Source organism: Novosphingobium sp. HR1a (assembly GCF_015594425.1).
GTDB lineage: Bacteria > Pseudomonadota > Alphaproteobacteria > Sphingomonadales > Sphingomonadaceae > Novosphingobium > Novosphingobium resinovorum_A.
The window spans coordinates 92,750-115,342 of sequence record NZ_JABXWS010000091.1 but is presented as its reverse complement, the minus strand read 5'-3'; the positions used below and the strand labels follow the sequence as shown (position 1 = coordinate 115,342).

The window sequence follows — 22,593 nt, the reverse complement described above, 5'->3', positions numbered from 1 at the left end:
GCTGGCCGTGAACCGCCTTGCGACGACGAGAGCAGCGAGGAAGTGATCGGGGCGATTGTCAGGGCGCGACCCGGCAGGTAGGCTCGTCGCCTCGAACAGCAGTAGAGGTCGCGCCGGATTGTTTCCTTCCAAGCCCATCGTTCCGACCGTTGCTCCACATGACGCTTGAAGCACAGGCGAGAGCAGCGTTGCGACAGGGGGACCTGAAGGGCGCGGCGTCGGCGGCGGGTGCGCTGGCGCAGGCGAGGCCGGACCAACCGGCGGGTTTTTTCCTGCTTGGCGTGGCGGCGGCAGAAGCGGGGCAGATCGCGCGTGCGGTGCCCCTGCTCGAAGCGGCGGTCGCGCGCGGGCCGGAGCCGGAGCATCTTGCCCAACTGGCCAAGCTGCTCATCCTGCTGCGGCGCGACGGGGAGGCGGCAGACGCGGCGCGGGAGGCGATGGCGCTGTCGCCGATGGATGCGCGCACTTTCGACACCATCGGGTGCGTACTGGCGCGCCTCGGCGATCACGAAGCCTCGCTCGCGCCGTTCGCTGCCGCAGTGGCAGCCGAGCCGGACGACCTCGAATATCGCTACAACCTTGCGGCCGCCAGCGGCTTTACCGGCCGTCTCAATGAGGCAAGCGCTCACTACGAGACGATCCTTGCCGCTGACCCGGTCAATGCGCGGGCGCATTACGCCCTTGCCATCCTGTCACGGCAGACCGCGCAGGCCAATCACGTCCCCCGGCTGAACGCGGCGCTGGCGGCGGTACGTGAGCCGGACGCTGCGCTGCGCATTCGCTATGCGCTGGCCAAGGAGCACGAAGATATCGGTAACTCCGCCGATGCGTTCCGCCACCTGTCGGCCGCCAACGACGCGCACAAGCGCAGCATCGGCTACGATTTCGCGCAGGATGCCGAGATATTCGACGCAATCGAAACCGTGTTCGAAAAGGGCTCGCCGGTAAGAAGTGAAGGGCGGCGCGGCGCCGCTCCCATATTCGTGGTCGGCATGCCGCGCACCGGAACCACGCTCGTCGATCGCATCCTGTCCTCTCATCGCGACGTCGAGGCGGCCGGTGAATTGCAGGCGATGCCGCTGGCGGTGAAGCTGCTGGCAGGTACTCCATCGCGCCGCGTCATCGACGGCGAAACCGTTGCGGCGAGCGTCGCTGTCGATGCTGGGGAACTGGCCGCCGCCTACCTTGAGCGTGCGGCCCATCACGTGGCGGCGCAGAAGCCGCGCTTCACCGACAAACTGCCTGCCAATTTCCTGTACATCGGGCACATTGCGCGCGCCTTGCCCGATGCCCGGATCGTCTGTCTGCGTCGTAATCCGATGGACACGATCTGGAGCAATTACAAAAATCTGTTCGGAAGCCAGTCGCCTTACTACGCCTATTCCTACGATCTGATGGATACCGCACGCTACTATGCGCGCTTCGACCGGTTGATGAAGTTATGGCAAAGCCTCTGGCCGGACCGCGTGTTGCAATTGTCCTATGAGGCGCTCGTCGCCGATCAGGAGGGCGAGACGCGGCGAATGCTTGCTCATTGCGGACTGGAGTGGGACGAGGCCTGCCTCGCCTTCCACGAGAACCGCGCCGCCGTTGCCACGCCGAGCGCGGCGCAGGTTCGGCGGCCGATCAACGCAGATGCCGTCGAGCGCTGGCGTGCGCATGAAGCGGCACTCGCGCCAGCGCGGGCATGGCTGCAGACGCAGGGTATCGACGCCTGAGCCCATCGCTCCTCACCGCGAGCGCGGCGAGATAAGCCATGCCAGTCGCAGTGACAGCCGGCATAGGGGTCAGGAAAGCAACCTCGGCACCGACATGGTGCGGATGGAGAAGCGGGCGTCGGGATGCTCCACCCCGTCGCGGTGCGCGGCACGGTGCTGGACGACGCCGTTCTTGCCGAAACCCTGGACCACCGGCCGATCGGTCTTGCTCGACAGCCAGAGGCGTAGAAGGTGGCGCTTGCGCTGCGGTTCGGGCCAGTCGAAGAACTCGGTGCGCGAGTGGAGCGCGGCATAGTTCGACAGCCACTGGATGTCGCCGGGACGAAAATCCATCGCGATCGCCATGCCGGGCTCGTACGTGATTTCGTCGAAAAGGCGCAGGACTTCCAACTGATCCTCGGTCAGCTTCGGCACGCCGGGGTACTCCTGCGCCGTCACGATATAGAGCGAACCGGCATACATCGAGAAAACCCCGTCCTCCACACTCACCACCGGCGAGGTGTAGGTATCGGCGGGCGCTTCCGCGTCCTGGCGCCTCCAGTCCCAGTGGAACGGCTCGAGCAGCAGGTGAGCAAGGTCCGGTCGGCGGCGCAGGATCTCGTTGTAGATCTCCGCGCCTGAGACCAGGCACGACAGCCCGCCTTCGCGCGCGCCGCGCAAACACATCAGCGCGACGATGTCGGAACTGTCGGAATGATAGACCAGCTTGTCGCGCACCTTGGAGGACTTCGCAGTGGGATCGTCCATCGTCTTGTCGCTGGTGGCGTAGACGTGGTCGAGCAGGTCGCCCATCTCGTTCTGGCGGATCGGATCGCCCATGTGCAGGCCTAGCACGTAGTAGATCGCACTCGACAGCGCATCGGAATAGAGGTCCGAACGCAGCCCGCGCACCAGCACGAAGCCGCGCCCGAAATCGACGTCCTCTCGCCACGCCTTCACCGCATCGGCGCAAGCGACCAGCGGATAGTCTTCCGCCTGGACGAAACGCAGGTCAGGGTCGTCCTCGAGGAAGCGGTTTCCCAGCGTTTCCAGTTCGGCGAGCTGGTCCGCGTCGAGTTCGTAGACCCAGTCCTGGCCCTCCATCAGACGATCCCCGCGCCATGCGGCGGCGGTCAGGACGGGGCCGAGGGCGGAGGATGGAATTTCGGCGACGGTCATAACGGCATGTCTCCTGTGGCGCGTGGCGGCACTCTAGGCATGCTGACATCGCATTGTCTTGATGCTGGACGCACGCGAACGTGCACGAAAGTTCACCATGCATAGCCGCTGGAATTGATTTCTGTGCACTGACTTGGCTTGAAAAGCCGCACATGTGGCGGTTTTACGTTGACCGCATGATTTTTTGTATACTAAAATACTGTCGTAACTGTGTCGATTCGACGGTTCATCGGGAGCTTGCGCAATGGCGGCGAATGCTGCGCTGGAAGACAATTACGCCGTGGCGTTTGGCGGAAAGGCCGGCTTCGGGCGCTTCCCGGCGCTGGTTCTGATCGATTTCGTCGAAGCCTACTTCGCGCCAGACAGTCCGCTTTACGCTGGAGTCGAGGACGCATTGACATCGGCGCTGCGCGTGCGTGAAGCCGCGCGGGCAGCGGGCGTGCCTGTGATCCTGACCAACGTGACGTACCACCCCGGCGGTATCGACGGTGGCCGCTTCTTCGAGAAGGTCCCGGCGCTCGAGGCTTTCATCGCCGGCAACCCGATGGGCGCATGGCCCAAGGGGCTGGAACCGCAAGCGGACGAGATCGTGCTGACCAAGCAGTACCCCAGCGCCTTCTTCGGAACTTCGCTTGCCGCGACGCTGACCGCGCGGGGCATCGACCAGGTGATCCTCGGCGGCCTGTCCACCAGCGGCTGCGTGCGCGCGACTTGCGTGGATGCCATGTCGCACGGCTTCCGCACCGCTGTCGTCGCCGACGCCTGCGGCGATCGCCATCCCGAGCCGCACAAGGCCAACCTCTTCGACATGAACGCGAAATATGCAGACGTCGTCTCGGAAGAGGCGATCATCACCTATCTGTCCGAACTGGAGACCATTCGATGACCGCGATCGAGATCGTCGAAGTTGCCCCGCGCGACGGCTTGCAGAACGAGAAAGTCCTCGTCTCGCTGGAAGACAAGGCCGAACTGATCCGCCGCCTGATCGACTGCGGCGCCCGCCGGATCGAGGTCGGCAGCTTCGTGAACCCCAAGAAGGTGCCGCAGATGGCGGGCACTGACGAACTCCTCGCCATGCTGCCGCGCCGGGGCGACCTGACGTACGTGGGCCTCGTCATGAACATGCGCGGGCTGGAGCGCGGTCTCGCCGCCGGTATCGACGAAGCGGGCGCGGTCTGCGTCTCGACCGACGGTTTCGCGATGCGCAACCAGGGCCAGACCAGCGACGAATCCATCGGTGTCGCGTCCGAAATCGTGCTCGCCGCCAAGGCAGCGGGCAAGAGCGGTCAGGTGACCATCGGCGCCGCGTTCGGCTGCCCCTTCGAAGGCGAAGTGCCCGCCGAACGCGTCGTCGCCATGGCCCGCAAGCTCGCCGAAGTGGCCCCGCGCGAGATTGCGCTGGCCGACACCATCGGCGTCGCCGTGCCCGCCCAGGTATCGCGCCTTGTAACCCAGGTGCGCGAGGCGATCGGCGGCATTCCCGTCCGCGTCCACCTCCACAACACGCGCAACACCGGCATCGCCAATGCCTGGGCCGCGATCGAGGCGGGGGCGACCACGCTCGACGCCGCGCTCGGCGGGATCGGCGGCTGCCCCTTCGCGCCGAACGCCACCGGCAACATCGCCACCGAGGACCTGCTCTACATGCTGGATCGCTCGGACGTGGCGACCGGCTACGACCTTGCCGCCGCGATCGGCCACGCCAAGTGGCTGGAAACTGTCATGAACAAGCCCCTTCCCGCAATGGTGAGCCGTGCCGGCTCGTTCCCGCAGACCATCGAACAGAAAGCCTGACCGCCATGGACACCCCTAACACCGGCGCCTTGACCGACATCCGCGTGGTCGAACTCGGCCAGCTCATCGCCGGGCCGTTCTGCGGCCAGTTGCTGGGCGACATGGGCGCCGAAGTCATCAAGGTCGAACCGCCGCAGATCGACGGGAAAGGCGGCGGCGACCCCATGCGCAACTGGGGCCACGGCGACGCCAAGCTGTGGTGGGAAGTGGTCGCGCGCAACAAGAAGTCGGTCAGCGCCAACTTGCGCGTGCCCCAAGGTCAGGAGATCGTGCGCAAGCTCGTCGCCCATGCCGACATCCTGATCGAGAACTTCAAGCCCGGCACCATGGAAAAGTGGGGCCTCGGCCCGGACGTGCTGCATGAGATCAACCCGCGCCTGATCATCGTGCGCGTTTCGGGCTACGGCCAGACCGGGCCTTATTCCTCGCGCGCGGGCTTCGGCGGCATCGGCGAGGCCATGGGCGGATGGCGCTACATCGTCGGCGATCCCGACCGCGCGCCGAGCCGCATGGGCGTCTCCATCGGTGACAGCCTTGCCGCGACTTACGGCTGCATGGGCGCGCTGGCCGCGCTCCACGCCCGCGAGCGCACCGGCAAGGGCCAGGTGGTGGACAGCGCACTCTACGAGGCGGTGCTGCAGGTCATGGAAAGCCTGGTGCCCGAGTACATGGTTTCCGACCATGTCCGCAAGCGTACCGGCTCGATCCTTGAAGGTATCGCGCCGTCGAACGTCTATCCCACCAGCGACGGCGAGTACCTGATCGGCGCCAATCAGGACGCGATCTTCAAGCGGCTCTGCCAGGCCATGGGCCGCCCCGAAATCGGCACCGATGAGCGCTATGCGACCCACGTGGCACGCGGCGAGCGCCAGACCGAGCTGGACGATCTCATCGCCGAGTGGACGCGCACGCTGACGGTGGACGAACTGGAGGAGAAGATGATCGAATTCTCGATCCCCGCCGGCAAGATCTACCGGGCGCCGGAGATGCTATCCGACCCGCACTTCGCCGCGCGCGAGGCGCTGATCGACGTCGAGCATCCGCAGTGGGGTTCGTTCAAGATGCAGAACGCCTTCCCCAAGCTGTCGGCGACGCCGTCTTCCGTGCGCCGCCGCGCTCCGCTGGAAATCGGGCAGGACAATGCCGAAATCTACGGCGACCTGCTGGGCATGAGCGAGGACGAAATCGCGGCGCTGAAGGCCGGCGCGGCGATCTGATCACTATCCTCCCCGTTCCGCAGGAATGGGGAGGGAGACCGCCCGCGCAGCGGGTGGTGGAGGGGGATAACCCCTCCGGCAGCCCTGCAGGCTGCCACCTCCCCATCGCTGCGCGACAGGGAGGATAAGGGGGCAATCACCCCTCCGCAGGCTCCAGCCTGGCGTGAAGCGCGCGGCGGATATGCGCCGTCATCAGCGCTTCGGCCCAATCGGGATCGCGCTGGCCGAGTGCGGTGGTGATCTCGACGTGCTCGCGGTAGCTGCGCAGGAGTTGCTCGCGGCTGTAGGCACGCACCGTCTGCTGGACGACCGGCTGCAGCACCAGCTTGCCGAGCAGCGCGGCGAGGCGGTCGGAGGCCGCCGTCTCCAGGATCAGCGCGTGAAAGCGGGCATTGGCGGCAAGGTAGGCAGGCAGGTCGAAATCGAGCGCCTCGATCACCGTACGCATGGCCTCGTTCGCGGCGTTCAGACCAGCGATGACGCTTGTGTTTGCCCGGCTGGCGGCACGGCGGACGGCGTAGGCTTCAAGCATGCCGCGAAGGACGAAGACCTCCTCGAGATCGTCGTTGTTCCATTCGGCCACGAAGGAGCGCTGGCTGTCGGTGCGGCGCACGAAAAGCTCGGCCTCAAGTTGTCGGATCGCGGCGCGGACGGGGGTGCGCGAGACGCCGCAGAGCGCCGCCAGCTCCTCTTCCTTGAGCTGCGTGCCGGGGGGGAGTTCGCCCGAGAGAATGCGGCTGCGCAACTCTTCATAAGCCTGATCGCTGGCTTTCGACACCTCGAACCTTCCTGCATTCGGCGGCACCCAGAGGGGGGCTAACGGCACCCAAAGGGGGGCATGGCGCAACCGGGCAGTCCGGAAAGGACCGCTTCAAAGCGCCATGCCCCCCTTGCAATGATACGCCAGCCGGGCCGTGCGTGAAAGCTCTTTGTATACTAAACTACCAGCGCCCTCCCAGCGCGCGGAACAGATCGACTTGCGCGAAGGCCACCTCGCGTTTTGCGGCTGCGGAATCCGCTTCGGCGCTGGCAAGGGTGCGCTGGGCGTCGAGGACATTGAGGGCATCGATCTGACCCCGGCTCTGGCGGGCGAGGCTGACGTTGGCTGCGCGGTTCGCCGCATCGCGCGAGGCGGCGAGGCGTTGCTGCCGGAGCAGGGCGTTGCGGTAGGCGGACAATGCGGTTTCCGTTTCGCCCAGCGCCGTCAGCACGGTGCCGTCGAAGGTGGCGAGATCGGCCTTGGCGTCGGCCTTGCTTTCGTTGATGCGGGCGCGGATCGCTTCCTGGTTGGGGAAGGCCCACGAAATCAGTGGGCCCAGCAGCCAGCGCAGCGGGCCGCCGCCGAACACGTCGGTCGCGCCGACCGTCGTGGTGCCGATCGAGCCGCCCAGCGTGATGCGCGGGTAGAGGTCCGCCGTCGCCACGCCGATGCGCGCGGTGTCGGCGGCAAGGCGGCGCTCGGCGGCCTTCACGTCGGGGCGGCGGGCGAGGAGCGTGGCGCCGTCACCGACCGGGATGGGGGTGGCGACATTGGGGGTGGTGTCGCGGGCGATGACGCTGTCGGGCAGGTCCTGCGGGGTGCGGCCGGTCAGCACGGCGATGCGGAACAGGGCGGCGTCGCGGCGGGCCTGCAAGGTCGGGATGGCGGCCGCCTGTGCCTCGCGCAGTTGGGTGACGCGGATGACGTCGAGCTTCTGGTTGAGGCCGCGTTCGAAGCGGGCGTTGGTGATGCGTTCCGAGCGGGCGAGCAGGTCCACGGTGCGCTGGGCGACGTCGATCTGTTCGTTGGCGCTGGTGGCATCGACATAGGCGCGCACGGTATCGGCGACCACGGTGACGCGCACCGCGTCGGCGTCCTCCTGCGCGGCGGCGAGGTCCGCGCGCGAGGCTTCGATACCGCGCTTGACGCGGCCGAACAAGTCCACCTCGTAGTTCACCGAGAGCCCGCCATCGACGCGGCGGCCTTCGCGGTCGTAGCCGGGGAGCACCTGGCTTTCCGACACGCGGCCGTACGTGCCGGTGGCGCTGAGGTCGGTGGAGGGCAGGCGGTCGGCGCGCGATCCGCGCAAGGTGGCGCGGGCCTTCTCGATGCGGGCGACGGCGACGCGGATGTCGGTGTTGGCGGCGAGCGCGTCGGTGACGAGGGCATTGAGCGCCGGGTCGTTGTAGAGCTTCCACCAGGTGTCGTCGGGCGCGGCAGTGGTGACGTCCGCGCTCTGCACGCCGACGAATGGGGCCTCGGCCGAAGCGGGCGGGGTGGGGGCCACATGGTCCGGCCCGACGGCGCAGGCGGAAAGGGCGGTGGCGGCGAGGAGGGCCGCTAAAGTCTGCTTCATCATCGGATATGTCCTGTGTCGATGAAATCGTGAGGTGGGCGCCGGGGCTTCGACAAGCTCAGCCTGAGCGGGTTGGGGGGATTCCGCGAAGCCTTAGGCGAGGGGATTGGGATAAGCCCAACCCCGCTCACCCTGAGCTTGTCGAAGGGCCTCAGCGCCGCCCTTGCGTTACTCAGCCGGAACCGCGTGGAGGTCCGCATGGTGCGGGCGGGGACGGCGGCGCAACTTTTCCGCCAGACCCCGGCACACCACGTAGAACGTGGGCGTGAATAGCAGGCCGAAGCCGGTAACGCCGGTCATGCCGAAGAACACCGCCGTGCCCAGCGCCTGCCGCAGTTCGGCACCGGCGCCCTGCGCGATCACCAGCGGGACTGCGCCCAGGATGAACGCGAAGCTGGTCATCAGGATCGGACGCAGGCGGGTCTGCGCGGCGTAGACGGCCGCCTCGACGATGCCCATGCCCTGTTCCTCTTCGGCCTGCTTGGCGAATTCGACCACGAGGATCGCGTTCTTGGCCGCCAGCGCGATCAGCACGACGAGGCCGATCTGGGTGAGGATGTTGTTGTCCATGCCCCGCAGGTTCACGCCCGCCATGGCCGCGAAGAGGCACATCGGTACGATCAGCACGATCGCCAGCGGCAGAGTCAGGCTTTCATACTGCGCGGCCAGCACGAGGAAGACGAAGACCACGGCCATGCCGAAGACGATCGCCGCCGTGTTGCCCGCCGTCACCTGCTGGTAGGCGATGCCGGTCCACTCGAAGCTGTAGCCCGAAGGGAGCGTCTCGTTCGCGACCTTCTCCATGGTGGAGAGGGCTTGTCCGGTCGAGAAGCCCGGCGCCACGCTGCCGTCGACTTCCACGGCGGGGTGCAGGTTGTAGCGCACCACGCGGTAGGGGCCGGTCTTGTCCTGGAAGGTGGCGACCGAACCGATCGGCACCATCGCGCCGGAGTTCGAGCGGGTCTTCAGGTTGGCAAGGTCGGCGATCGAGCCGCGGCTGCCCTGATCCGCCTGCGCGGTGACGCGGAAGGTGCGGCCGAGCAGGTTGAAGTCGTTCACGTAAGCCGAGCCGAGGTAGACCTGCAGCGTCTCGAACACGCGCTCGGGCGGGATGCCGAGCATGTCGGCCTTGCGGCGGTCGATGTCGGTGAAGACGCGCGGGGTGTCCTGGTTGAACAGGGTGTAGACCTGGCTCAAGTCCTTCTGCTGGTTGGCCTTGCCGATCACGCCGCCCGCCGCCTTGGCGAGTTCGGTGTAGCCGCGACCTTCGTTGTCCTCCACGATCATGCGGTAGCCGCCCGGGGGGACGATGCCGTTGATGGTCGGCGGCGGAATGACGAGGACCATGGCCTTGTCGTAGCCCTTGAGCGCTTCCTGCGCCTGCGCCATGATTTCCGCGCCGGTCACGCCTAGTTCCTTGCGCTCCTCGAAGCTCTTGAACGGGAAGTAGATCGCGGCCGAATCCGGCGATGCGGTGCGCGAGGGGCCGTGGAAGCCGGCGAACATCACCGCGCCGCGAATGCCCTTGATCGGCAGGAGACGCTTGGCGATGTCCTTGGTCACTTCATCCGTCCGCTCCAGCGAGGAGCCCGAGGGCAGGAACGCGGCGGCAAGGAAGTAGCCCTGGTCCTGCTGCGGGATGAAGCCGGTCGGCGTCGCCCAGAACAGGCCCACGGTTCCGGCGATGAGGGCGGCATAGGTCGCCATCATGCGCGTGGGGGCCTTGACCAGACGCAGGGTGAGGCGCGCGTAGCTGGCGCTCATGCGGTCGAAGCCGTGGTTGAACTTGTCCGCACCCGACTGGAGCGCGCGGCGCCAGCGCGGGGCTGCGGGTCCGACCCGCTCCTTGTGCTTGAGCAGCAGCGCGGCCATCGCGGGCGAGAGCGTCAGCGAGAGCACCAGCGAGATGACCGTGGCGGTCGAGATCGTCACTGCGAACTGCTTGTAGAACTGGCCCGAGATGCCGGTGATGAACAGCGTCGGCACGAACACCGCGCAGAGCACCAGTACGATCGCGACCAGCGCGCCGGACACTTCGTCCATCGAGCGGCGGGCGGCTTCGAGCGGGGTCAGCCCCTCCTCGATGTAGCGCTCCACGTTCTCGACCACGACGATCGCGTCGTCGACGACGATGCCGATGGCGAGCACGAGGCCGAACAGCGAGAGGTTGTTGAGCGAATAGCCCACCGCCATCAGCATGATCGCGGTGCCGACCAGCGAGACCGGGATCGCGAGGATCGGAATGATCGCCGCGCGCCAGTTCTGCAGGAACACGAGGATGACGAGGACGACGAGGATCACCGCCTCGAACAGCGTGTGGTACACCGCGTCGATCGACTGGCCGATGAACTCGGTGGGGTTGTAGATCACCGAGTATTCAAGCCCCTTGGGGAACTTGGCCTGCATGGCGTCCATCTCGGAACGCACCAGCTTGGCGGTTTCGAGCGCGTTGGAGCCGGGGCGCTGCATCACCGCCATGACGACGGTAGGGTTGCCCGAAAGGTATGTGTTGGTGGTGTAGTCCTGCGCGCCCAGTTCCACGCGGGCGACGTCGCGCACGCGGACCTGATGGCCGTCCGCATCGGTGCGCACAATGATGTCGGCGAACTGCTGCGGCTCGGTCAGGCGGCCCTGTGCCTCGACGCCGATCTGGTAGGCGTTGCCCTTGTCGAACGGGGGCGCACCGATGGCACCCGCCGAAATCTGCACGTTCTGCGCGCGCAGGGCGGCGACGATCTCGCCTGCCGTCAGGTTGAGCTGCGCGGCGCGGCCCGGATCGATCCAGATGCGCATGCCGTAATCGCGAGCGCCGAAAGTCTGGACGTCGCCCACGCCGTCGAGACGGGCGAGGCGGTCCTTCACTTGCGTCAGCGCATAATTGGAGATGTAGTCGCGGTCGTACGTGCCGTCGGGCGACTGCAGGTTGACCACCATCAGGAAGTCCGGGCTGGCCTTCTTGGTGACCACGCCCATCGAGCGCACCGCGTCGGGAAGACGCGGCTCGGCGATGGCGACGCGGTTCTGCACCAGCACCTGCGCGGCGTCGAGGTCGGTGCCGATCTTGAAGGTGACGGTGATCGTCACCTTGCCGTCGCCGGTCGACTGCGAGTCCATGTAGAGCATGTTGTCGACGCCGTTGATCTCCTGCTCGATCGGAGCGGCGACGGTGTCGGCGACGGTCTCGGCCGACGCGCCGGGATACTGCGCGTTGACCGTGACGGTGGGGGGGACGATGTCCGGGTACTGGCTCACCGGCAGGCCGATGAACGCGATGGCGCCGACGATGGTGATGATCACCGCGACGACGCCCGCGAAGATCGGACGGTCGATGAAGAAGCGGGAAAGTCGCATTGGGAGTGCCCCTGATGGGCGCGCGTCAGTCCGGGCTGCGGGCGGTGTGCCTGCAACTTGGGAAGCCGGGCGCGCCGGTTGGCGCGAAAGTCGGGTAAGCGGAGCCCCGGCGCCCTTTGCTGGGGACGCATGGGTTCCGCGCAAAAACTCCCGTCATCCCCGCGAAGGCGGGGACCCATCTGATGCCCGTTCGACAGGCACCGGCAGGAGATGGGTTCCCGCCTTCGCGGGAATGACGGGTCTGTTACTGTGCAGTCATCAGTTGAACGTCGCCTGCGCCGCCGCCGGCTCGGCCGGCGCCGGAGCGCTTTCGACCTTGCCGCGCTCGATCCGGCCCACCTTGGTAGTCACCTTGGTGCCCGGGATCGCCGCCTGGTAGTTGGAAACGATCACCGAATCGCCCGCATCCAGCCCGGAGCGGATCACGCGCAGGTCGTCCACCAGCGGCCCGACCTCGACCGGCTTGGCGGCGACGGTGCCGTCCTTGCCAACGACCATCACCACCTTGCGGGTCTGGTCCGAACGCACGGCGGCGTCGGGAACCAGCGTCGCCTTGACGGTTCCGCCATTGGCGAGGCGCATGTTGCCGAACATGCCCGGCGTCAGGAAGCCGTCCTTGTTGTCGAGGCTGGCGCGGATGCGGATGGTGCCGGAGCTGGGGTTCAACCCGTTGTCGGTGAAGTCCAGCTTGCCCTTCCAGCGATAGGCGGCTTCGTCCTGAAGACGCACCTCCACGTCGGAAGTGGCGCCCTTGGCCTTGTCGCGCTGCGCCTTGAGGAACAGCGATTCAGAGGCGTCGAAGGTGAAGTAGATCGGGCTGACGGCGTTGATCGTGGTCAGCAGCGTGGCGTTCGCCCCGGCATCGCCCGAGACGAGGTTGCCCGCGTCCACCCGGCGATCCGACACGCGGCCCGAGATCGGCGCGCGCACGGTGGCGAATTCCACATCGAGGCTGCGCGAACGCACCCGCGCCTGAGCCGCCGCAAGAGCAGCCTCGGCGGCACGGACGCGCGAGCGCAGGTTGTCGACTTCGCTGGCGGCCATCGCCTCGTCCCCGGTCAGACCGGCGACGCGGGCATAGTCCGAACGGGCGAGCGCGAGGGTGGCGCTGGCCGAAGCCGCATCCGCCCGCGCTTCGGCGAGCGAGGCGGCGTAAGGGCGCGGATCGACCACGAACAGCGCCTGTCCGGCCTGCACGTAGTCACCGTCCCTGAACAGCACCTGGGTAATGGCGCCCGAGACGCGCGGACGCACTTCGACCGTCTTGCTGGGGGCGAAGCGGCCGACATAGTCGTCCCACTCGGTGACGTCCTTCACCAGCGGATGGGCCACCTGCACCAGTGCGGGCGGGGGTAGGGCAGCGGCGGGTTCGGTGCCGCCGATGAACTTCCAGCCAAGCCCGGCGACCGCGACGAGCGCCAGCGCGCCGATGGCGATCTGGGCACGTCGTGATCCGGTGCGCTGCTCGGTGGTCTGTTCGCCGGAAGCGTATTCGGAGGGGATTTCGAGTTTGGTCGCGACTGTCACGCGGCGATGCTCCGGAAGGGGGCGCGGGTGCGCCCGATGGTGTCGATGACGGCGCCGATCTTGGCCTCGGACCAGCCTGCTGCGCGGGCTTCCTTCAGCGCCGAGACCGGCAGGGTGTAACCATGGTGCCAGGCGCGCACGGCCAGACGGCGCAGCGCTTCGAGGCGTTCGTTCGCCAGCGTGGGCGAAGGCGGCGTGGGGCCAAGGACGAAGCGCAGGAACCAGCCGCGCTTGCGCGCCGGTTTCAGCGACTGCATCCCGTCGGTCCGCGCAAGAGCGAGGATGCGCCGCTCGGTAAGGGTCAGCGTCTCGCTGGCGGTGTTGGCCGAAGGGGCCAGCGAGATGGGCAGCGCCTGCAGCGCTGCATCGGAGAAGTCGATGAAGGCCATATCCGTGCTCCTGCGTAAGTAGGGCGAGTTCAGGTGTGCCCCGGCACGCACCCCGGGACAGGGGGGAAGGGTGCGCGCCGGAGCGGCTTCCGGCTTGGGGCAGCCGGAAGGGTGCGGGTAAGGCTCTCCCGTCGCCGGACACGCGAATGTCCAGTCGTCGGCACGAGCCGGATGTGTGTCATCGAGCCGCTTCCCGGGAGGGAGTGCAGCTGTCAGGCGGCCGGTCGGGACCGGTCGGTGATGGGAATACCCGAGGCCGGGGGGAGGCGATTCGGGCGGTTCGTTTCTATACCAAGCGGTATATATTCAGGTCCGGGTCACGTCAAGCAGGTTTCTGTACCGACCGGTAAATTAGGACTCTGAAGAGGGTTTCAAGAGGCTGAACGCCCGTTGAACGAATTTTTTCCGCAAGTGCGAAGGCCCACCGCGCTGCGACTACGCCCTGCGGGCCAAGTCTCGCGACCCTCCCGCATGCGGGAGGGTGAAATGGTGCGCTATACTTCTCCCCTCCCGCTTGCGGGAGGGGTTGGGTTGGTTCAGCGCCCCGGCCACATCGCCAGGAACGTATCCGCAGTACCCTGCAGCTCTTCCGGCCCGGCGCCGCCCTGTGCCTTGACCGAAAGGCCCTGCAGCACCGTGGTTAGGCAGCCCGCGAGCTTGGCGGGGCAGACGCTGTCGGGCAGGTCGCCCTCATCGCGAGCCTGTTCGAAGCGCTTGATGACGGCGGCTTCCGAAGAGGCGCGGCGCTTGATCACGTCGGCGCGGATCGAGTCCGCCTCAGGCGTGCAGGCCACGGTGCTGATCACGCCGAGGCAGCCGTGAGGGTCCTTCTCGCCGCAATGAGTCGCCAGTGCGCCGGTCAGCAGCCGCTCGGCCACGCCGCGCGCGGTCGGCGCTTCGAGCGCCTTCCCCATGTAGGCCAGCTTGTCGCGCTCGTAGAGGTCGAGCGTCTTCTTGAAGAGCGCTTCCTTGTTGCCGAAGCAGGCATAGAGGCTGGGCTTGGTGATGCCCATGGCCTCGGTCAGCTCCGCCATCGAGGCGCCTTCGTAGCCGCGCGTCCAGAACACCCGAAGCGCGGCTGCAAGAGCCTCGTCGGGGTCGAATTCGCGGGGACGGCCCCGGGCGGCTGGGGGCACCGCAGTTGGTGCTGAGCATTTCATACCGGGCGGTATATAGGTTGGGGGTCGGGCAGAGTCCAGTGTGACGGGACTGTCATTTTGGGTAGCCTTCAAGGTCATGGTTGAAGGCGCGGTAACCGATAAAAGCTGTCGTCACCCTGAATTCCATGCGCCGGGATGCCGGGGCAAGTTCGTGTGCTGCATAACCTCAGTCATTCCCGCGAAGGCGGGAACTCATCTCCTGACGCTTCATGTCGCACCGTCATCAGTTGGGTCCCCGCCTTCGCGGGGATGACTGAAATGGTTTGGCTTCAATACGTTCCACTCACCCCGGAAGCATTGTGCCCGTATCGATGAACCGCTGGTGCCACGACAGCGCCTCGCTCGGCAGCGACGGCGCGTGTCGGCCATAGCTGCCGTGGTAGGCGCGGTCGTAATAGTCGCGCAGCGCGTCGCGGTACATCGGGTGCGCGCAGTTCTCGATCACCAGCGCGGCGCGCTTGCGCGGGGTCAGGCCGCGCATGTCGGCAAGGCCCTGCTCGGTGACCAGCACCGCCACGTCCTGCATGATGTGATCGACATGCGCCGCCTGCGGCACGATCGCGGAAATCGCGCCGCCCTTCGCCGTGGAGGGCGTCATGAAGATCGAGACATAGGCATTGCGCGCGAAGTCGCCCGAGCCGCCGATGCCGTTCTGGATACGGCTGCCCATCACGCACGTCGAATTGACGTTGCCGTAGATGTCCGCCTCGATCAGCCCGTTCATTGCGATGCAGCCGAGGCGCCGGATCAGTTCGGGGTGGTTGGAGATTTCTTGCGGGCGCAGGATCATCCGGCTGGCATAGCGCGCCATCTCGGCATTGATCCGCTCGGCCGCCTCGGGGCTGAGCGAGAACGCCGTGGCGGAGGCCACACGTAGTTTGCCCGCGTCGATGAGGTCCAGCATGCCGTCCTGGATCACCTCGGTGTAGGCCGTCAGATCGTCGAACGGGCCATTGACGAGGCCGGTCAGCACGGCGTTGGCGATGTTGCCGACACCCGACTGCAGCGGTAGCAGCGATGCGGGCAGGCGGCCCTTCGCCACCTCATGGCTGAGGAACTCGATGATGTGGTCGGCGATCTTCAGGGCGCTGGCATCGGGCGCGGTGAACGGCAGGTTGCGGTCGGGCGCGTCGGTCTCGACGATGGCGACGATCTTGGCGGGATCGCACTGCAGCGTGGCCTGGCCGATCCGGTCGTCGGGGCGGACCAGCGGGATCGGCACGCGGGCAGGGGGCAGCGCGGTGCCGTAATAGATGTCGTGCATCCCCTCCAGCGCCGGGTTCTGCCACGCGTTGACCTCGAGGATCACCTTGTCGGCACGGTCGAGCCAGGTCTTGTTGTTCCCCACCGAGGACGAGGGAACCAACGAGCCGTCCGGCCGGATCGCGGTCACTTCCACCACCGCGACGTCGAGGGGGCCAAGGAACCCCTGCCACGCCATCGGCGCCACTTGCGACAGATGCATGTCGAGGTAGTCCATCTCGCCCTTGTTGATCCGTTCGCGCGCGATCGGGTCGGAGTTGTAGGGCAGGCGCAGTTCGATGCCATCGGCCTTGGCCAGCGCGCCGTCGAGTTCCGGGCCGGTCGAGGCGCCGGTCCAGACCTTCACCCGCATCGGGCGACCGGCGGCGTGCTCGTCCTCGATCCGCGCGGCCAGCGCCATCGGCACCGCCTTGGGATAGCCGGAGCCGGTGAAGCCGCTCATGCCCACGGTCTGGCCGTGATGGATAAGCGCGGCGGCGTCGGCTGCGGACATGACCTTGGAACGCAGGTCGGCGCGGGCGATACGATCTGTCATGGGATGCCTCTCAATCTCGGTGACCTTCTGGGGGCCGCCGCTCCCATTCGATCCGTGCGTGTGTGAAGACAATATATCAAATATGCACACCACTTGTGCTATATACGTTCAGATGAGTGACCTGATCCGATCCTTGCGGCTATTCGTGCGCCTGAACGAAGAGGGCAGTTTCTCGGCGCTGGGCCGCCGCCAGAACCTCAGCCATACCACGATTGCGCGGGCGATCAGTGATCTGGAACAACATTTCGGCGTGCGCCTGTTTCAGCGCACCACGCGCAGCCAGGCGCTGACGGCGGATGGGGAGCGACTGCTGGAGCACGCGGTGGCGATTCTCGATCAGGTAGGGCTGGCCGAAGCGGACCTCGTGGGAGCGGTGGCGGCGCGCGGACTGGTGCGCGTGGGCGTAACGACGGCGCTCGGCTTCCATTACGCGCAGCGGCTCGGAAGCATCGCGGCGCAGCATCCCGATTTGATGATCGAACTGCTCGTCGCCGACTGGCGCGATGCGGCAGACCACGGTGGTCTGGACCTGTGGCTTTGGGTAGGAGACGGGAGAAACGCCGCCGGAAGCACGCTGCTAGGGCAGCTTCCGCGCGTGCTGGTCGCCGCGCCGGACTATGTCAAGCGTCATGGTGTGCCTGTGACGGCCGGTGAACTGAAGCAGCATCAGTGCCTGACATATGGCTACGCGGCGCGGCCGGCGCCATGGTCGATCGACGGCCGCGAACTCGAGGTGTCGGGTTTTCTGCGCGCCAATTCCAGCGAGGCAGTACTGCGCGCGACGCGAGGGGGACTTGGCATCGGGCTGTTGCCGCGCATCCAGGTCCAGGAAGACATCGAGCGTGGCCTCCTGAAGCAGATCATGCCTGATGCGGATATTCCGTCCATCCCGGTGATGCTCGCCAACGGCTTTCGCGGCATGCGCATGCCGATGCGTGCGCGTGTAGTGATGGACTTCCTTGAGACGGATTTTCCAATCTGACGCATGCCTCAAGAAGAAAGCATTCTGGTCCTTCAATGCGCTTTAAGTTGATAATGTATCTTATGTAAAATAACGAATGACTGATCGGAGGCTGGTCATCAGCCGACCCTCAAGCCGGACCTGCAGTAGATGGGATCGAGTTGGTCGAGCACGGCAAGCTCCTTGCAGGAATTGCATCCGTTATAGACCTCGAGAGCGCACCAAACTTTTCCCTAAGCCTCTAAAGCATTTGGTTCCCGGATATTTCCCTCGAAATCGGAGGGGAACGCAATTGGCGAATCCCGGCGCGTGATTATTCCCTAGCCTGTACGGAGCGCCAGCATGCTCTGCGCGGGAGGTGCACAATGCCCGTTGAGGCCAAGATCTCGTCCGACCTGTCCGGCGTGCGCATCGCCCCTGTCCAAGCCGTGGAAGGTTCGGTTTCGGTCGCCCCTGGCAGCAGCATCGCCCTGAACGTGGCACCCGAAGCGGTGACCGGCTTCAGCCGCGAAGGCACGGACCTCCTGGTGCACCTGCGAACCGGCGAAACCGTGAGAATCGCGAACTTCTACGTCGATCCATCCCGGTTCTCGCAACTGATGCTGGTCGAGGAAGATCACCTCGTGGCCGCGGACGTAGCGCAACTATCCGGCAGCAGCCTTGCCACGCCTGCCTACGTCCCGATGGATGTCATTGCCGGATTTGCCGCTCCGCCTGCGACCGAAGCCGCCGGCATGGTCGCCGGAGCGGCGTCCGGCGCCGGTCTGGGCGCGGGCGTGATCGTTCCGCTTGCGGTGCTCGGTGGCGGCGGACTCATCGCGGTCGCGGCAGGCGGCGGTGGGGGCAATCGCGGCGGCAACGATACGCCGACGACACCTCCCGACACGACCGCGCCGGCCGCACCGAGCAATCTCGTCGTTTCGGCAGCCGGAGACCGCCTCACGGGGCGCGCGGAGGCCGGAGCTACGGTGCTGGTCGATACCGATGGCGACGGAACGGCGAACTACACGTCGATCGTCGGTGCCGACGGCGCTTTCACGGTTGTCCTGGCACCGGCACTCGTCAATGCGGAGCCGATCAGCGTCACTGTCCGCGATGCCGCCGGAAATGTCGGTCCGGCGGCGGGCACGAACGCGCCTGATCTCACTCCGCCCGAGAACGCCACGCAACTCGGTGTCGCGGCGGACGGCACCGGAATCACAGGCACCGGCGAACCCGGAGCGACCGTCACCATCGACATCGATGGTGACGGCGAGCCCGACTACACGGCGACGATCGCCGCCGATGGAACATTTTCGGTCCTCTTCGCTGCTCCCGTCGACAATGGGCGGCCGATCACGGTCAGGGTCACCGACGCGGCGGGCAACATGAGTGACGCGGCGACCGTCCGGGCGCCCGACCTGACTCCTCCACCGGCCACTGCCCCCACCATCGCCCCCAGCAACGGTACCGCGTTGACCGGCACCGCCGGAAGCGGCATCGCGGTTATGCTCACGGATGCCGCAGGGCATACGGTCGGTCAGGCTACGATCGCGGCAGACGGAACATGGTCATTCACTCCGCAACCGCCGCTGACCAATGGGACTGTGATCCGCGTCGCAGCGGTGAACCTGGAGGGGCAGGCTGGCCCGGCGGCCAGCATAACCATCGACTCCCTCGCTCCCGACGCTCCGACCCTTTCACCAAGCAACGGCACCGAGATCGGCGGTAAGGCCGAAGCCGGAACCACCATCTTGGTCACCGATGGCAGCGGTACGCCGCTTGGGCAGGCAATCACCGGCATTGACGGGGCTTGGTCGATGACGCCCGCCAATCCGGTTCCCGATGGCACGATACTGATCGCGATTGCGCGCGATGCCGCAGGCAACAGCAGCCCTCCAACCAGCACCGCCGTCGATGCGATGGCGCCCCCGGCCCCGACATTGGCGCCGCCCAATGCGACGACGGTGTCCGGCACTGCGGAGCCCGGGGCAACTCTGATCCTGTCCGACGGCAACGGCGATCCGATCGGAGAGACGAGCGCCGATAGCGACGGGAACTGGACTTTCACGCCGTCGCCGCCGCTGCCCGACGGCACCAGCGTCAATGCCGTGGCTCGCGATGCTGCCGGCAACGAAAGTGCTTCCGATAGTATCGTCATCGATGCCGTTTCTCCCGCAGCACCCGAAATCGCACCGACCAACGGCACGGTGATATCCGGCACCTCCGAGCCCGGAGCCCTCATCCTGCTCACCGCCGGCAATGGCGATCCCATCGGCCAGACGCTCGCCGAGGCAGACGGGAACTGGAGCTTCGTTCCCGGCCCCCCCTTGGCGGACGGCACGGGAGTCAGCGCCACCGCCCAGGATGCCGCGGGAAATGCCAGCCCCGCATCTACCACGACGGTCGACGCGATCGCTCCAGACGCGCCGAGCATAGATTCCACCGACGGCAATGCGCTCACCGGCACGGCTGAGCCTAATACGGTTGTCACCCTGACCGATGGCGACGGCAATCCGATCGGAGACACGAGTGCCGATGGCGGCGGAAACTGGAGCTTTACGCCCGGCGCTCGGCTATCGGACGGCACTGTCGTGACCGCCACGGCACGAGATGCGGCAGGCAACGTCAGTCCCGCATCGACTACGACGGTGGACTCCACTGCCCCAGCCGACCCCACGATCGATCCCACCAACGGCTCGCTCGTCACCGGCACGGCGGAACCGAATTCGACCGTGGTGCTGATGGACGGGACGGGCAATACATTTGCCGCCTTCTCGCCGCAGGCGAGTCCGGGCGGCTTCACGGTATTCGCAGCCTCGTCTGCGGTTCCCGATTATGGCTTGCCGCTTGGACAGGTTACGACGGATCCGCAGGGCAACTGGACGTTCACCCCCCTGCTCCCCTTGCCCGATGGCACGGTGGTCATCGCGGTATCGGTCGACGCCGCAGGCAATGTAAGCGGACCGGTCAGCACCACCGTGGACGGCGTGCCACCGGCGATTCCGACCATCGACCCGACGACCGGTGCGCTGCTGGAGGGCAATGCCGAACCGGGGGTGACGCTCCTGCTCAGCGATTCGCTGGGCAATCCGATCGGAGAAACGACCGCGGACGACAATGGCGACTGGACTTTCGTACCCACCCTCGCCTTGCCGCACGATACCGTCGTGGAGGTCGTCGCCGTCGATGCGGCCGGTAACACCAGCCTTCCGGCCAGCACGGTGGTCGATGCCGTTGCGCCCGTCGCACCGATCATCGCCGCGAGCAGCGGCGACGTCCTTACCGGGACGGCCGAACCCGGTACGACCATCATCCTGACGGACGGGCTGGGTATCCCGCTGGGCGAGGCCATCGTCGATCAAAACGGCGGCTGGATCTTCACGCCATCCACGCCCCTTCCCGATTCCACGGTGGTCGAGGCATTCGCCATCGATGCCGCAGGCAATATCAGCCCGGTATCCACCGTCACGATCGATGCGACCGCTCCTGACAGCCCTGTCCTGACGCTGGTTTCGGGCGGTGAACTTCTGCTCATATCAGCGGAACCAGGCGTTACCGTTCGGGTCGTGATCGATGGGGAAACGGCCAATCCAATACAAGTCACGGTCGATGGCAACGGTAACTTCAGCCTCCCGTTGCTCACCCCGTTGATCGCCAACGAGACCGTGAGCGCCATTGCCATCGACGCCGCGGGAAACCAGAGTTTGCCCACGGTCCTGATCGCCCCCGACATCGCGCCCTTGACGATAGCCGTGGTCGAGGCGGACGACGGCTACATCAACGCGAACGAGGCGGCAGACGGCATCCAGGTCGAAGTCACGCTCAGACCGACGATGCAGGCCGGGCAGCAGATCACGGCCGCGCTGAACGGCCAGGGCGGATATCAGGCGCAAGCCACCCATGTCCTGTCGGTGGGCGACATACTGGCCGGGGTCGTCGTCCTCACGATCGCGCCCGCAGGTGGTTTTCCCGAGGGAGCATCATCCGTATCGGCCAGCATCGGCGGAGGAGATGGGGCATCGCCCGTCAACTTCGTGATAGACACGAGCCCCCCCGCAACGCCCGTCCTGTCGCTGTTGGCCAGCGCTCTGACCATATCCGGCGAGCCCGGCTCGCAGTTGACGGTCACGGCGACCGTGGGCGGATTGACAACCAATACCGTGGTCACAGCCGACAACAGCGGCCTGGCTTCGCTCAACCTGTTGACGGACCTTGGCATTCGGCTCGACTGGGCGCAGTTGCTCGACGCTCGGATCTCCGTCACCAGCGAAGATCCGGCCGGCAACACGAGCAGCGTGGCGACGATCGATGTCGCGCCCAACATCGAAGCGCCGCCGACTATCGGAGGCTTCGGTCTGGCCGTCAGCCTCAACCCGCTCAACCCCCAATTCGGCATAAGCGGTACGACCGAGCCCAACTCCACGGTGGTGATCCGGGTCGTCACTCCGGTGCTCAACGTTGAATTGCTGCCCCTTACCGCCGATGGCAGCGGCCATTTCACGCTCAATCTCCTGAGCCCGGCCATCCTGACCCAGTTGGGCCTGAACGTTACGGACATCCTCAATCTTGGCTCCCAGATATCGTTGGGAATGGTGGCCACCGATCCGCAAGGGCATGAGAGCGCGATCTACGGCTTGTCCCTCAGTCCCAATGGCCTGTCCCTGAACCTGGGACAAATCGATGTGAACGGCTCGCTGGCGGACGACATCATATCGGGCACAACCGGGGCGGAGCACATCAACGGCAACAGCGGGAACGATCTCGTCCTGAACGTCGGCGCAGGCGATCACGTGCTGACCGGTCCGGGGCACGACACCGTCGAAGTGCTGGCCACCAACTTCTCCACCATCGACGGCGGTGCCGGGTTCGATACGATCCTGCTCGGGAACGGCATCGATCTCGATTACGGAGCGCCGGGGGTCGGCACGCTGTCGAACATCGAGCGCATCGATCTCGGCACGGGCGACAGCGGTAGCGTGTTGACCCTGACGGCGTCGGAAGTCAGCGCAATCACCGATGCGGGACACACCCTGCAGATAACCGGTGAGTCCAACGACGTGCTGAACATCACCGGTGCCGTCGACACCGGATCGACGCAGACGCTCGATGGCCTCGTATACGACGTCTATACATTCGGGGTGAGCACCATTCTGGTCGAGGACAACACAGTCCAGGTCGTCGTGTGAGGGCAGCGGGGGGAGG

At 66.3% G+C, this 22,593-nt stretch carries 14 protein-coding genes; 6 read left to right on the top strand and 8 right to left on the bottom strand.

The features are described 5' to 3' along the window. Positions 1-158 precede the first annotated feature (158 nt). Entirely contained in the window at positions 159-1,718 is a 1,560-nt protein-coding gene (locus HWN72_RS24380) for a sulfotransferase (RefSeq protein ID WP_036525003.1), read from the top strand. 69 nt (positions 1,719-1,787) lie between these two features. On the opposite strand, the gene HWN72_RS24375 is transcribed toward HWN72_RS24380, so the two are convergent. Continuing rightward, positions 1,788-2,876 (bottom strand): TauD/TfdA family dioxygenase, encoded by a 1,089-nt coding sequence (locus HWN72_RS24375; protein ID WP_008832414.1) that lies wholly within the window; start codon positions 2,874-2,876, stop codon positions 1,788-1,790. 244 nt (positions 2,877-3,120) lie between these two features. Between HWN72_RS24375 and HWN72_RS24370 the strand changes: the two genes are divergently transcribed. Genes HWN72_RS24370 through HWN72_RS24360 form a run of 3 tightly spaced genes read left to right on the top strand, consistent with a single transcriptional unit; the run spans position 3,121 to position 5,887 of the window. After that, positions 3,121-3,762, top strand: coding sequence for an isochorismatase family protein (locus HWN72_RS24370; RefSeq protein WP_008832413.1), 642 nt, complete (start codon positions 3,121-3,123; stop codon positions 3,760-3,762). Further along, positions 3,759-4,670, top strand: a complete 912-nt coding sequence (locus tag HWN72_RS24365; RefSeq protein ID WP_008832412.1) for a hydroxymethylglutaryl-CoA lyase — start codon at positions 3,759-3,761, stop codon at positions 4,668-4,670. Before HWN72_RS24370 ends, HWN72_RS24365 begins: the two co-directional genes overlap by 4 nt. Positions 4,671-4,675: 5 nt before the next feature. Beyond that, positions 4,676-5,887 (top strand): CaiB/BaiF CoA-transferase family protein, encoded by a 1,212-nt coding sequence (locus HWN72_RS24360; protein WP_008832411.1) that lies wholly within the window; start codon positions 4,676-4,678, stop codon positions 5,885-5,887. A 136-nt stretch (positions 5,888-6,023) separates the two neighbouring features. Here the strand turns inward: HWN72_RS24360 and HWN72_RS24355 are convergent, their stop codons facing one another. The 7 genes from HWN72_RS24355 to HWN72_RS24325 all read right to left on the bottom strand — a co-directional run bounded on the left by HWN72_RS24355 (position 6,024) and on the right by HWN72_RS24325 (position 16,448). Further along, positions 6,024-6,665, bottom strand: coding sequence for a GntR family transcriptional regulator (locus tag HWN72_RS24355; protein ID WP_008832410.1), 642 nt, complete (start codon positions 6,663-6,665; stop codon positions 6,024-6,026). A 163-nt stretch (positions 6,666-6,828) separates the two neighbouring features. Beyond that, positions 6,829-8,226 (bottom strand): efflux transporter outer membrane subunit, encoded by a 1,398-nt coding sequence (locus HWN72_RS24350; RefSeq protein ID WP_211151597.1) that lies wholly within the window; start codon positions 8,224-8,226, stop codon positions 6,829-6,831. A gap of 165 nt (positions 8,227-8,391) precedes the next feature. Beyond that, complete coding sequence (locus HWN72_RS24345; protein ID WP_008832408.1) at positions 8,392-11,574, bottom strand: efflux RND transporter permease subunit; 3,183 nt, start codon at positions 11,572-11,574, stop codon at positions 8,392-8,394. Positions 11,575-11,832: 258 nt separating this feature from the next. After that, positions 11,833-13,101, bottom strand: a complete 1,269-nt coding sequence (locus HWN72_RS24340; RefSeq protein ID WP_008832407.1) for an efflux RND transporter periplasmic adaptor subunit — start codon at positions 13,099-13,101, stop codon at positions 11,833-11,835. Further along, on the bottom strand, positions 13,098-13,490 hold the full coding sequence (locus tag HWN72_RS24335; RefSeq protein WP_008832406.1) for a hypothetical protein: 393 nt from the start codon (positions 13,488-13,490) through the stop codon (positions 13,098-13,100). The genes HWN72_RS24340 and HWN72_RS24335 overlap by 4 nt, the downstream gene beginning before the upstream one ends. Positions 13,491-14,026: 536 nt before the next feature. Beyond that, a complete protein-coding gene (locus HWN72_RS24330) occupies positions 14,027-14,650 on the bottom strand; it encodes a TetR/AcrR family transcriptional regulator (protein WP_036525008.1) in 624 nt (207 codons plus the stop codon). A gap of 283 nt (positions 14,651-14,933) precedes the next feature. Beyond that, positions 14,934-16,448: an acetyl-CoA hydrolase/transferase family protein gene (locus HWN72_RS24325; protein WP_008832404.1), complete on the bottom strand. Its 1,515-nt coding sequence runs from the start codon at positions 16,446-16,448 to the stop codon at positions 14,934-14,936. 112 nt (positions 16,449-16,560) lie between these two features. On the opposite strand from HWN72_RS24325, the gene HWN72_RS24320 reads away from it, so the two are divergent. Continuing rightward, the gene (locus HWN72_RS24320; protein ID WP_036525011.1) at positions 16,561-17,430 is read left to right on the top strand and encodes a LysR family transcriptional regulator; all 870 of its coding nucleotides are present in this window, start codon (positions 16,561-16,563) and stop codon (positions 17,428-17,430) included. Positions 17,431-17,774: 344 nt separating this feature from the next. Further along, positions 17,775-22,577 (top strand): Ig-like domain-containing protein, encoded by a 4,803-nt coding sequence (locus HWN72_RS24315; protein WP_211151596.1) that lies wholly within the window; start codon positions 17,775-17,777, stop codon positions 22,575-22,577. The last annotated feature ends 16 nt before the right edge of the window (positions 22,578-22,593 follow it).

Bases quoted from the DNA above. Each gene is read 5' to 3' on its own strand.
- HWN72_RS24380 (WP_036525003.1), top strand. From the start codon at position 159: ATGACGCTTGAAGCACAGGCGAGAGCAGCGTTGCGACAGGGGGACCTG.
- HWN72_RS24375 (WP_008832414.1), bottom strand. From the start codon at position 2,876: ATGACCGTCGCCGAAATTCCATCCTCCGCCCTCGGCCCCGTCCTGACC.
- HWN72_RS24370 (WP_008832413.1), top strand. From the start codon at position 3,121: ATGGCGGCGAATGCTGCGCTGGAAGACAATTACGCCGTGGCGTTTGGC.
- HWN72_RS24365 (WP_008832412.1), top strand. From the start codon at position 3,759: ATGACCGCGATCGAGATCGTCGAAGTTGCCCCGCGCGACGGCTTGCAG.
- HWN72_RS24360 (WP_008832411.1), top strand. From the start codon at position 4,676: ATGGACACCCCTAACACCGGCGCCTTGACCGACATCCGCGTGGTCGAA.
- HWN72_RS24350 (WP_211151597.1), bottom strand. From the start codon at position 8,226: ATGATGAAGCAGACTTTAGCGGCCCTCCTCGCCGCCACCGCCCTTTCC.
- HWN72_RS24345 (WP_008832408.1), bottom strand. From the start codon at position 11,574: ATGCGACTTTCCCGCTTCTTCATCGACCGTCCGATCTTCGCGGGCGTC.
- HWN72_RS24335 (WP_008832406.1), bottom strand. From the start codon at position 13,490: ATGGCCTTCATCGACTTCTCCGATGCAGCGCTGCAGGCGCTGCCCATC.
- HWN72_RS24330 (WP_036525008.1), bottom strand. From the start codon at position 14,650: ATGAAATGCTCAGCACCAACTGCGGTGCCCCCAGCCGCCCGGGGCCGT.
- HWN72_RS24325 (WP_008832404.1), bottom strand. From the start codon at position 16,448: ATGACAGATCGTATCGCCCGCGCCGACCTGCGTTCCAAGGTCATGTCC.
- HWN72_RS24320 (WP_036525011.1), top strand. From the start codon at position 16,561: ATGAGTGACCTGATCCGATCCTTGCGGCTATTCGTGCGCCTGAACGAA.
- HWN72_RS24315 (WP_211151596.1), top strand. From the start codon at position 17,775: ATGCCCGTTGAGGCCAAGATCTCGTCCGACCTGTCCGGCGTGCGCATC.